The following is a 12,243-nucleotide window of genomic DNA, read 5'->3' on the forward strand; positions in this document are numbered from 1 at the left end:
ATTGCAGAAAGTAGAGGCTGACTCTGAAGTCAGCCTCTTTATTTTTTCTCAGCTGGTTTAAAAGGTTTCATCCAAAGTAAAACAAAAAAGGTCATACAAATATACCCGAATAAAGGATATAAATAAGATAAAAGAGTTCCATAATTCACAAGGCTGATAAGATAGGAAACGACAAAAATAGACGAAACCGATACCATTGTTGGGATGGCCATATATTGTTTCAGCTGTCGATCAAGGCCGAAAACATTCCCAATGACAGAAGTGAAGATTTCGCCGTAAATGACAAGGACAAAAACGCCATAGAGAAAGGGTGCTAAATTTTTCATAATAATGGCCATTGGAATTTCATATAGTTCAAGATTTGGAAGCATAATCAATGTTGAATGACTAGCAATTAATATAAGAGTTAAGGCCATTCCCCCAAGAATCCCCCCCCATTTAATTGTCCAATCATCTTTTATTTCTGATGCAATCGGTACTAGAACTGCCTGAGCTAAGCCAAGATTCAAGGCTGTATACGAAAACGGTGCCACGACACTTTTCCACCCATCTTCTGCATGGGGTATAAATAATAATTTATTTAAAAAATTAGGCATTTGAATGGAATAAGACATCAATATAAGACTAAAACAAATCATCAGTGGAACCACAAAACTATTCACTGCAAAAAGTCCCTTAGTTCCAATTAACATAACAATAATAGATAATGCGATTGTCAGAAACACACCCAGGTTTTTAGGAAGACCTAGCTGCTCTTCAAAAACAGCCCCTGCACCTGCAAGCATTACTGCGCTTACCCCTAGAAGCATAAAAAGCATAAATATATTAATAACCCTACCCGGCCATTTCCCAAACAAGTACTCATTTAACTCTTGATATGATTTTGCGTTTATTTGTGCAGCTATTCTCATTAACTTTGACCCTAATGCAATAAAGAGATACCCGCTCATTAATATACTAATAAAGCCAAAGAATCCAAACCGTGAAAAAAACTCAACGATTTCCTTTCCTGTGGCGAACCCTGCTCCAATCACTGTTCCAACATAGACTGCCGCAATTTGAAAGGCTGCTGGCCAATTTTTCCTCACATCATCTCCCCCTTATCATCAATATATGAGTTAAGGGACAAACAAAGACGAGCTTTTTTCCTTAATTGGTAACCATTTCTATAAACAAATCTCTTGAAAGTCAAAAAAGGTCAGAGTATACTATGGTCATAAAGTCAAAGATAGTCAAAGTCAAACGATGATGTTAAACAACTTATAAATATTTTTAGGAGGTTATTTGCTTATGCTTTGTCAAAAATGTAATGTAAACCATGCAAATGTACAGTTAAATATGAATATCAATGGCCAACGTAAGGAAATCAAACTCTGTCACGAATGCTACGTTAAAGAAAAAAATGCATTAGGTGCTAATTTTAGTTCACCTATGAACTCATTCTCGAACTTTCCTTTTGAAAATCTATTCATGAATAATCACTTTGCACAAGATCCAAATGCAACCGAATCATATACTACACATCAAAAAGCATCTCATGGTGGATTTATCGATCAATTCGGTCGTAATCTAAGTAACATGGCGAAAGTAGGTCTTATAGACCCAGTTATCGGTCGAAATGATGAAGTGAAACGTGTCATTGAAATTCTCAATAGAAGAAACAAAAACAATCCAGTATTAATCGGTGAACCTGGTGTAGGTAAGACAGCTATTGCTGAAGGTCTTGCCCTTAAGATTGCAGAAGGAGATGTACCAGGAAAACTGAAGAATAAAGAGGTCTATCTTTTAGATGTTGCCTCCCTTGTTTCTAATACTGGAATTCGTGGACAGTTTGAAGAACGAATGAAAAAATTGATTACTGAATTACAAGAACGTAAAAATATTATTCTTTTTATCGATGAAATTCATTTGCTTGTCGGTGCAGGTTCTGCAGAAGGATCAATGGATGCAGGAAATATTTTGAAACCTGCATTAGCACGTGGGGAATTACAAGTAGTGGGTGCAACAACCCTCAAAGAATATCGCCAGATTGAAAAGGATTCAGCCCTAGAACGCCGCTTCCAGCCGGTTCATGTTCTTGAACCAACGACGGAGGCTGCTGTTGAAATTTTAAAAGGAATTCAAAAGAAATACGAGGATTATCATGAAGTGGTTTATTCTGATGAAGCCATTCATGCATGTGTCCAATTGTCACAGCGCTATATCCAAGACCGCTTCTTACCAGATAAGGCCATCGATTTACTTGATGAAGCCGGTTCAAAATTAAATTTAAACTCTGATTATAAAAACACTGAACAAATTGAGGCCCGCTTAAAAGAGATTGCAGCTGCCAAGGAAGAAGCACTTAAAAAGGAACTATATGAAGCTGCAGCTAAACTCCGTGACGAAGAATTACAGCTTGAGAAATCATTAAATACGGATACAAGCTCTGAAAGACCTGTTGTTCAGGTTTCACATATTCAAGAAATTATTGAACAGAAAACAGGAATTCCAGTAGGAAAATTGCAACAAGAAGAACAGTGTAAGATGAAGGATCTAGAAGCAAATTTAAATCATAAAGTCATTGGGCAGGAAAAGGCTGTAAAAAAAGTAGCAAAAGCAATTAGACGCAGTCGTGCTGGCTTAAAATCAAAGAATCGTCCGATTGGATCTTTTCTTTTCGTCGGTCCTACTGGTGTAGGAAAAACGGAACTATCTAAAACACTTGCTGAAGAACTATTTGGTACGAAAGATGCCATGATTCGTCTGGATATGAGTGAGTACATGGAAAAACACAGTGTATCAAAATTAATTGGTTCACCTCCTGGTTATGTGGGTCATGACGAGGCAGGTCAGCTTACAGAAAAAGTACGCAGAAATCCTTACAGCATTATTTTGTTAGATGAAATTGAAAAGGCACATCCTGATGTTCAACATATGTTCCTGCAAATCCTTGAAGATGGCCGTCTTACAGATAGTCAGGGAAGAATTGTTAGCTTTAAGGATACAGTCATCATTATGACAAGTAATGCGGGTATCGGTCATAAATCTGTGCATGTCGGCTTTAGTACAAATGAAGCCGTGGAAGAAGCTACGATTCTTGACTCACTAGGCAGTTTCTTTAAACCAGAATTTTTGAATCGCTTTGATAGCATCATTGAATTTAATGCACTGGATAAAGAAAACATCTTATATATTGTTGATTTAATGATGATTGAATTACAAGAAACTTTAGCTGAACAAAATATTGAGTTACACATTACGTCAGAAGCTAAAGAAAAGTTAGCTGAGCTTGGTTACCATCCTGCCTTCGGTGCACGCCCACTCCGCAGGGTCATTCAGGAACAACTCGAAGATACCATCGCTGACTTTATCCTTGAACAGCCAGATGCTAATAAGTTACAAGCCATTTTAGAAGATGGTCAATTAAAAGTCGTTTCTGAAGTGGTTTCAGTTCAATAAAAAGGTGAAAGAGGTTGACTGAGTCAACCTCTTTCATTTATTTCTTATAGTTTTTTATCCTCAATAGAACTTAGCCATTTCTCAATCTCACCAACTACTGATTCCACACAGCCGTTTTCAAATGGAGAAATGAGGTTTGCTGCTTCCACTAACTTGGTAAATGACATACTTCCACCAAGCTTACATAGATTTACATAATCGTTCCAAGCCTCTTCTTGATTCTCCCTTCCGCGTTTCCAAAATTGGAAGGCACAAATTTGTGCAAGCGTGTAATCAATATAATAAAATGGAGAATTGTAGATATGGCTTTGACGTTGCCAGAAGCCCCCGTTTTCTAGGTATTCATTCCCGTCATAATCCTTATGAGGTAAGTATTTTTTCTCAATCTCACGCCACTGAAGATTACGTTCCTTTGGTGTTGCGGTTGGGTTTTCATATACCCAATGCTGGAATTCATCAACAGATACACCATATGGGAGGAATAATAGTGCTTCGCTTAAATGGGAGAACTTATATTTATCTGTATCTTCCTTGAAGAACAGCTCCATCCATGGCCATGTAAAGAATTCCATACTCATGGAATGGATTTCACATGCTTCATAAGTTGGCCAATAGTATTCTGGAATTTCAAAGTGACGGCTAGAGTATACTTGGAAGGCATGCCCAGCTTCATGGGTTAAGACATCAATATCACCTGATGTGCCATTGAAATTAGAAAAAATAAATGGTGCTTTATTATTTTCAATAAATGTACAGTAACCGCCAGCAGCTTTTCCTTTTTTGGCTACTAGATCCATAAGGTTATTGTCCTGCATGAAACGGAAGAACAATCCCGTTTCCTCTGAAAGTTCTTCGTACATTTTCTGTCCGTTTTCAATGATCCATTCAGGACTGCCTTTTGGAACAGCATTTCCTGTTTTAAAAATAAAGCCCTCATCATAATATTTCAATTGATCAAGACCAATTCTCTCTTGTTGACGAGCTTTTAGTTTTGTAGCTATTGGAACAATAAAATCCTTCACCTGCTGACGGAAATTCGCTACCATTTCTGCATTGTAGTCTGTTCTCATCATTCGATAATAAGCTAACTCTACAAAGTTATTGTATCCAAGCTTCTGAGCAATCTCTGTTCTTACTTTTACAAGGTCATCGAAAATTCGATCAAGCTCTGACTGATGTTCAGCTAAGAACCCAAACCTTGCCTCATTCGCCCGTTTCCTCATATCTCTATCTGTCGACTCAGTAAATGGTTGTAATTGTGTTAAAGTCCTCTCTTCACCTTCAAAATCAATCTTTGCTGCTGCAATTAGCTTTGTATATTCTGTTGATAGGCGATTTTCCTTTTGAAGTAATGGGACAATCTCTGGCTTAAATGTCTTAAGCTGACCTTCTGCAAGAGAAAAAAGCTGTTTGCCCCACTTTTCCTCTAATTCACGGCGAAATGTTGATTCTACCAATGCTTGATAATACTTTGTAGCTAGACCTTCAACCTTTGGCTGAATTTCATCCATATAGTCTTGTTCTTGCTTATAAAACTCATCGTTTGTATCAATGGAATGACGAATGTAACATAAGTTGAACATGGTTCCAATGTCATTTCTAAGCGCATTAATTTCATGCATAGCCTCACTCTGTTCCTCAACTGAAACGGCACTTTTAAAACGCTCCAGTAAAGCATCGAATGTAACAGTTACTTCTTCTAAATTCGGACGTACATATGTATAGTTTTCAAAGCTCATTAAACATCCCCCTTATCTTGTTTTCTGCATATATTTCTTCGACACTCTACCATCATATTCCTTTTACAAAAAAAATACGACCTTTTGGCCGTATTAAAATTTACCTGCAGGTATACCTAATTTTTTTAATAGATCAATCGCTTCCGACTTTTCCGAATCAGTTAGACTCGACATAAGTTGGTCAATTTGTTCGGCGTGCTCGGGGAATATGCCTTGAATAAAAGCTCTTCCCTCTTCAGTAATTTGAGCATAAGTGACCCTTCGATCCTTTGGACAAGCAATTCTTTTTAACATTCCTTTTTGCTCTAGCTTATCCACTACGTAAGTAATACTCCCGCTAGCTAGCAAAATTTTTCCGCCAATTTGCTGCATTGGCTGGTCTCCCTTATGATAAAGAAGCTCTAAAACAGCAAACTCAGTAGGGTTTAAACCGCTTGCTTGAATCACTTTATTTACATGTTCATTAATCGCTTTATATGCTCGTGAAAGGACAATAAATAACTTTAATGATTTTGCTACTGAATCATTCTCCATAAGAACTCATCCTTTAGATTTGTTTTAAAAATTATCTTGATTTCAAAATTATTATAAAAAAATTTTTTACTTATGTCAATTTGCATGTAAAGAACAAAAGGCGGAAGCGCCTCGTCCAGCCCCGACAGGCAAATGTTCTTCGGCGGGAAAAGTCCGCCTTTTGACTTTTCTTGCCGAAGGTTATTTGACCCGAGGGGCTAGGCGCTGGAGCTAGACTCAGACTTCTAGTTCTGTTATCCACACTCGGACCTTTTTATAATTTCCTAACCAATGAAAAACGAGACACAACTTGGTCTCGTCTACATCGTTTATGCAATTGTTTCTTTCTTGATAATCCTATATTGTATTTCATTAATAAGTTTATTTAACCGCTCATCCCTGTCTTCGGGTGCGATCTTTTTTTGGAAAACTGAATAAAGAGTAATATCTCTTAATTGAAGAAAGAGGGGTACATGTTCCTCCCAACTTTCCGGTAAGGGATTACATTCCTTATATCCTTCAGTAAAGTGAGTTAGAAATCGATGAGCAAATTCGGTTTTTTCCTGTTTATTCGAATTACGTAGTCCATTAAAAATGGAATAATAAAGCGGGATGGCAATATCTGATGTAAACCAATGGTAGCTGCAATCATCAAAATCAAACACATGGACATTCTTGCCATCATAAAAGAAATTACCTGAATGGATATCTGTATGGATTAAACCAAAGTTATCTTTCGTTTGAGGAAGTTCCCTTAGCTCTTTCATTAGGTCATTAGTATTCTTAATAATTTCCGGTTCGTCTGGAAAATACGCTTTTACATCAATGAGTTCTTCTTCATGCCAAAAAGGGCGTAATTTCAATCCTTTTTTCGGTTGATAATGCTTTGTCACTGCATGCATATGTCCCGTCACCCTCCCCCAGGCATGGAACAAATCGTTACTAAAATACTCAGAGTCGGTCTTAACGGGAAATCCTTCGGCCTTTGTATAAAGACAGGCAAAAAAACAGGACTCATCCAAAGCCTCAAATCTTTCTATTAAATGTCCATTAGAAGAAAGAAATACCTTTGGGCAGTTTACACCATTTTCGTTTAAATAGTTCATCCAATCTAGCTCTGCTTCTATTTCACCTAAAGAGCGGTGTGAACTATGGGTAATCCTCAAGACAAATGGTTGGTCATTGCGATACACTTCAAATACATAATTCTCAAAGTCTCCCAATTTCTTTACTCTTAATTCTAATTCAAACCTTGTTAAAAATTGATTTAAAACTTCTTGAGTAAACAATACTTCAACAGACTTTTCCATAAATCCCCCTATGAAACAATTATTCTTTCATTATAGTTTAAAAATTCAAAAATCAGAAATAAATATTTCTTATTTTTGGCAATCGGTAGTAAGATATGGATAGAAAACTATTTGCACTTTTTACAAAGAAGGGATGTCAATGAGTCAGCAAGCTGCTTTACCCGTTAAAACGCCAAAAGCCTCAGAGTCTACCATGTTTAAAATTCTCTTTATCATCGGGCTATGTCATTTATTGAATGATGCGATTCAGGCTGTTGTACCAGCTATGTTTCCGATATTAGAGAAGTCGATGGGGTTAAGCTTCACCCAGCTAGGGGTCATTGCTTTTTCATTAAATATGGTCTCCTCTGTCATGCAGCCACTAGTCGGGTTCGTAACTGACAAAAAGCCTATGCCATATGCCTTGCCAATAGGACTTACTTTTACTTTAGTTGGAATACTTGGATTAGGATTTGCTTCAAATTTTGCTTGGATTGTCTTAGCTGTTGTCTTGATTGGTCTCGGTTCAGCCGTGTTTCACCCTGAAGGCTCTAGGGTTGCCTATATGGCTGCAGGGAATCGCCGAGGTCTTGCTCAATCAATTTATCAAGTCGGCGGAAATACTGGTCAGGCATTGGCCCCACTTATTACAGCACTTATTTTAGTTCCACTGGGTCAGATAGGTGCATCTTGGTTTACCATTGTTGCTGCTCTTGCTGTGATTTTATTGATTTATATTGCAGGTTGGTATAATCAGAGACTAAACCAATCTCCTAAAACAGCAAAAGGTAAAAGAACAAGTATGGATCAAAAAGTCGGGTTGTCCAAAGAAGTTAAAAATACAATCGTCTTAATCCTGTTACTTATCTTTGCTAGGACTTGGTACACATCCGGAATGACCAATTTCTATACATTTTATGCGATTAAGGAATATGGACTTACAATTAAACAGTCTCAACTTTTCTTATTTGCCTTTCTCGTATCGGGGGCAATTGGAACATTCTTTGGAGGTCCGCTTTCTGACCGTTTTGGAAAGAAACAGATTATTTCCTTTTCCATGCTGGCGACTGTTCCTTTTTCGTTTCTCATTCCTTATGTACCGCCAACAATTGCCTTTATCTTTTTGATTTTTACCGGATTTATTTTAATGACTAGTTTTTCTGTGACAGTTGTCTATGCACAAGAATTAGTTCCTGGAAAGATTGGGACAATGTCTGGTTTAACTGTAGGACTTGCATTCGGTATGGGGGCAATTGGTTCTGTGGGGTTAGGATACATTGCTGACTGGATTGGTTTACAATCAATGATTACATGGCTGGGGGTACTCCCCTTACTCGGTTTAATCGCTTTTTTACTTCCATCTGATCAGAAGGTGTGGGAATGGAATCAAATAAAGTAAGGATAGGCTAATGCCTATCCTTACTTTATTTCTTGAATTCTTTTGTACAATTCAGCTTTTTCTTCATCTGTTAGCATTCTTTCTGCCATTGGAAATAGTACATTTTCTTCTTTAGAGAAATGCTCGGTTAAGATGAAATAAGCATTTTGGATTAACTCAGCTAACCTTTTCTTTTCTTCAGTAGATGCTTCAGTAACTTCTGCATTTGTTAAAAAAGAACCGATATTAGTTTTCGCTTGATCATGTTCATACTCCATTACCGCAATAGGTCCTGAGGTTGTTCCAATATAGGTTCCCATCATTGGGAAAAGAACGCCTTCTTCTCTTTCAGAATGTGGGTCTAAAGCTGCCTTAAAGGCTTTCACTTGCTCAATTAATTCAATAAAATCTTCTTCAACATTCAACTCTTGGTCAATGTTTTGTGTTAAAGTGTATAGCTTCTCTAATTGTTCTAATAATGGAGGATGTTCACTTTTAAGTTGTTTTAATCCTTCACTTAATTCAGCTTGGGGCATACCGCCAAACCCACTCATGCAACCACTCATTATTCATTTCACCTCTATTGTAATTTGTGTCCTAAGTATAAAATTAACTATGAATTAATGTAGTGACAGAGGTCACATCTCTGAAAAAGAAGCGGATGGTTGTCGTATTTTTGTCATTTTTATGAAACCGCTCTAATTTTTTTGAAAATTTAACATTTATCACACAAAAATTGTTTGAAAGTTTCATATAATGAAGATAGAACATGAAATGGAGGTCAAAAATACATGAAAACCCCAAATTATCATGATTTTTATCAAAAGGCATTAATCCCAATCGGTTTTAACGATTTAAGGGCTCTAAAGGAATCTGATGCTACCATCCCTAATTCTCCTTATACACATTGGCTTATTGCTGTAGAAGGGGTACAACTCCCACAACCTACCATTTACTATAATTGGAAAGTTAGCATATATCCCGCTGATTGTGACGGTGATTTCAATTGGAGAAAGCCTTATTATTGTTCAGAAAATATGGAGTTAATGGATCACGCAAACAAACTAGCTTCTTCATTCGTTGCCTCAGGCAAGAAAGATGAGCTATCCTCCTCAACCCTACTAGAGAAAATTAGCTAGGCCTCTAACATATCAACCTTCTGCTTTACCTCTTTTTTACCCCCACTTGTGAAAAAACCTACATATAGTGATATTTAATATTTTTACATAAAAAAAGTGTTGTTCACGGCTGGCCGTAAACAACACTTTTGTCTATTATTTTATGCAAGTCTAAATACTATTCCATGTCCACCCTTTGGATACTCCCATTTGATGTTTTGGTACGGACAGCCTATACGGCAGCTTCCACATTCATGACAGCCTTCGTAGCCCACCTGCATCCTTGTTCCTTCCCACTTATACACCTCTGCTGGGCAAAATACTGTACAAATTTTATCGGGACATTGTGTCATGCATACATCATGATCAAGCACAGTCAAATGAGACTTCGTATCACACTTAAAACGGAGAAGATACTGTTTTTCTTCGATATTCTTCGTTGACATTATTTCACCGCCTTCCAAGCACGATAAATATCTTGCAATACTCGAATCGTTCCTCTTTCAGAAGTGACACTCTTCATAATCTGCTTTTGCTTTTCGCGTTTTGGTGTTCCATCTACCGTAAAGAATTTGCTCATGGCTTTATTCATCATTGGAACATATTCATTGAAGTATTGTGGATACTTTTCAAATGTATGTGCAGCATCTTTATATTTCTCTAAGTCTTTTATGATAAAGCTATCATATAACTTCTCACGGTAGAGATTTAAACTGGACTCTGAATAATCGCCACGATGTTTCGCCTCTATTACCGTTTCAGCCGCTAACATGCCTGAATGCATAGCCATATTCGAACCTTCACGGTGGATGGCATTAACTAGTTGCGCAGCATCACCAATCACAACTACTCCATTTCCAGCCACCTTAGGAACCGAACGATAGCCGCCTTCTGGAATAAGATGGGCAAGATACTCTGCAGATTCTCCACCCGCAATTAATGGTTTTACCATTGGATGTGTTTTCAAGTAATCAAGCAGCTCATACGGCTTTAATTTGGCTTTAATCATACTGGATAGAGTAGTACCTACTCCAATGTTAATACTTTCTTTATTTGTGTAAATAAAAGCTGTTCCGAGGTTACCTTTTGTTGAATCCCCAAAGACCTCTATGGTACAGCCTTGGTTATCTTCCAGATTAAAACGATCATTGATCTTTTCCTTGGATAAATTAACCACTTCCATAACAGTTAATGCCACTTCATCTGGTCGAAATTCTTTATGGAAGCCTAGCTGTTTAGATAAGAGTGAGTTTACTCCGTCCGCAAGTACAACGACGTCGGCATATACCTCTCCATCTGGGCGATCCGTTCGCACACCTACTACCTTGCCATTTTCAACAATACATTCGGTAACAACAGTTTCGTTGATTAGGAGCGCTCCCGCCTCGACTGCTTTTTGCGCAAACCATTGGTCAAACTGTGCTCGGAGAACAGTGAAGTTATTATAAGGTTCCACGGCCCATTCAAGACCTTTATAGCCGAAGGAAACAACAGATTCTTTATCCATCATCCAAAAGCGCTGTTCAATCACGGGTCTCTCAAGAGGTGCTTCCTTCCAAAATTCAGGAATTAACTCTTCCATTTGCTTTCGATATAACACTCCGCCCATTACGTTTTTGGCACCAGGATATTCTCCTCTTTCGATAAGCAAAACGTTTAATCCATTTCTCGCACAAGTCAGAGCACAGGAAGTTCCTGCAGGACCCGCACCAACGATAATCACATCAAATTTCTCAGGCATAGCTTACAACACCGCCTTTTTCTGATCTGAGCTGCTTAAATTGCTCGATTAGTTTAGGTACAATTTCCATTGCATCTCCTACAATTCCATATGTTGCAACATCAAAAATTGGTGCATTTGGATCTTTGTTGATAGCGATGATGAACTCGGAGTTCTTCATACCAACTACATGTTGAATCGCTCCTGAAATACCAATCGCAAAATAAATCTTCGGAGTCACCGTTTCTCCCGTTTGACCAACTTGCTGTTCGTGCGGTAGCCATCCAGCTTCTACAACATCACGAGTACCGCCGACACTTGCCCCTATTGTTTCTGCCAACTCATGGATAAGTTGGAAATTTTGAAAATCTCCCATGCCTTTTCCACCACATACTATGACATGTGCCTCTGCTAAATTAGCTTTTTTTGTTACGTCATTCACAATTTGGAGTACTTTTGTCCGCATATCTTCTTCTTGAAGTGAAATTTTTTCTTCAATGACTTTACCAAGACGGCCTGCATCTGGCTCTAATGCCTTCATTACTTTTGGTCTAACAGTGGCCATTTGTGGTCGATGCTTTTTACATAGGATGGTGGCCATAATATTTCCACCAAATGCTGGTCTGCTTGCTTCTAGCAATCTATTATCGGTATCCACATCCAACATCGTAGTATCCGCTGTTAAGCCCGTAGATAAATCAGTTGCTACCGCACTTGCTAAATCCTTTCCATTTGGTGTTGCTCCGTAAAGGATAATCTCTGGCATATATTTTTGAGCGAGCAGCATAACACCCTTCATATAAGATTCAGTCCGATAATCTTTCAATACCGGATGATCAATGACATACACCTCATCAGCACCATAGGCTATTACCTGATTAGCTAATGGTTTAATTTCACTTCCTAATAAGAATCCTGCTAAGGGAACTTGCAGTTTATCTGCCAGCTTTCTGCCGGCTCCAAGCAATTCGAGTGAAACGCCTTCTATTTTACCTTCGTTTTGTTCAATAAAGACCCAGACTCCACGATAATCGTCTAGATTCAT

11 protein-coding genes are annotated in these 12,243 nt (G+C 38.0%); 3 read left to right on the top strand and 8 right to left on the bottom strand.

The genetic code is table 11. The features are described 5' to 3' along the window. Positions 1-38 precede the first annotated feature (38 nt). Positions 39-1,088: a YkvI family membrane protein gene (locus tag QFZ87_RS20125; protein ID WP_309865444.1), complete on the bottom strand. Its 1,050-nt coding sequence runs from the start codon at positions 1,086-1,088 to the stop codon at positions 39-41. A 202-nt stretch (positions 1,089-1,290) separates the two neighbouring features. Between QFZ87_RS20125 and QFZ87_RS20130 the strand changes: the two genes are divergently transcribed. Next, a complete protein-coding gene (locus tag QFZ87_RS20130; protein ID WP_309865446.1) occupies positions 1,291-3,441 on the top strand; it encodes an ATP-dependent Clp protease ATP-binding subunit in 2,151 nt (716 codons plus the stop codon). A 44-nt stretch (positions 3,442-3,485) separates the two neighbouring features. On the opposite strand, the gene QFZ87_RS20135 is transcribed toward QFZ87_RS20130, so the two are convergent. From QFZ87_RS20135 to QFZ87_RS20145, 3 genes are all read right to left on the bottom strand, one after another. Continuing rightward, positions 3,486-5,180, bottom strand: a complete 1,695-nt coding sequence (locus QFZ87_RS20135; RefSeq protein WP_309865449.1) for a M3 family oligoendopeptidase — start codon at positions 5,178-5,180, stop codon at positions 3,486-3,488. Positions 5,181-5,273: 93 nt separating this feature from the next. Next, a complete protein-coding gene (locus QFZ87_RS20140; RefSeq protein WP_309865452.1) occupies positions 5,274-5,714 on the bottom strand; it encodes a MarR family winged helix-turn-helix transcriptional regulator in 441 nt (146 codons plus the stop codon). 308 nt (positions 5,715-6,022) lie between these two features. Then, positions 6,023-7,003 (bottom strand): phosphotransferase enzyme family protein, encoded by a 981-nt coding sequence (locus tag QFZ87_RS20145; RefSeq protein ID WP_309865455.1) that lies wholly within the window; start codon positions 7,001-7,003, stop codon positions 6,023-6,025. A 139-nt stretch (positions 7,004-7,142) separates the two neighbouring features. Between QFZ87_RS20145 and QFZ87_RS20150 the strand changes: the two genes are divergently transcribed. Further along, a complete protein-coding gene (locus tag QFZ87_RS20150) occupies positions 7,143-8,381 on the top strand; it encodes an MFS transporter (RefSeq protein ID WP_309865458.1) in 1,239 nt (412 codons plus the stop codon). Positions 8,382-8,401: 20 nt separating this feature from the next. On the opposite strand, the gene QFZ87_RS20155 is transcribed toward QFZ87_RS20150, so the two are convergent. After that, complete coding sequence (locus QFZ87_RS20155) at positions 8,402-8,926, bottom strand: hemerythrin domain-containing protein (RefSeq protein WP_308080368.1); 525 nt, start codon at positions 8,924-8,926, stop codon at positions 8,402-8,404. Between the two features lie 225 nt (positions 8,927-9,151). Between QFZ87_RS20155 and QFZ87_RS20160 the strand changes: the two genes are divergently transcribed. After that, positions 9,152-9,499 carry a hypothetical protein gene (locus tag QFZ87_RS20160; protein WP_309865461.1) on the top strand — a complete coding sequence of 116 codons (348 nt, stop codon included), beginning with the start codon at positions 9,152-9,154 and terminating at the stop codon, positions 9,497-9,499. A gap of 140 nt (positions 9,500-9,639) precedes the next feature. Here QFZ87_RS20160 and QFZ87_RS20165 read toward each other — a convergent pair whose 3' ends face one another. The 3 genes from QFZ87_RS20165 to QFZ87_RS20175 are packed head-to-tail and all read right to left on the bottom strand — an operon-like array spanning position 9,640 to position 12,243. Continuing rightward, positions 9,640-9,924, bottom strand: a complete 285-nt coding sequence (locus QFZ87_RS20165; protein ID WP_040204690.1) for a ferredoxin family protein — start codon at positions 9,922-9,924, stop codon at positions 9,640-9,642. Then, positions 9,924-11,219, bottom strand: a complete 1,296-nt coding sequence (locus QFZ87_RS20170; RefSeq protein ID WP_309865466.1) for an FAD-dependent oxidoreductase — start codon at positions 11,217-11,219, stop codon at positions 9,924-9,926. Before QFZ87_RS20170 ends, QFZ87_RS20165 begins: the two co-directional genes overlap by 1 nt. Further along, positions 11,212-12,243: an electron transfer flavoprotein subunit alpha/FixB family protein gene (locus QFZ87_RS20175; RefSeq protein ID WP_309865470.1), complete on the bottom strand. Its 1,032-nt coding sequence runs from the start codon at positions 12,241-12,243 to the stop codon at positions 11,212-11,214. The genes QFZ87_RS20170 and QFZ87_RS20175 overlap by 8 nt, the downstream gene beginning before the upstream one ends.

Origin of the sequence: Bacillus sp. SLBN-46 (genome assembly GCF_031453555.1) — a bacterium.
In the GTDB taxonomy this organism is placed as follows: Bacteria; Bacillota; Bacilli; order Bacillales; family Cytobacillaceae; genus Neobacillus.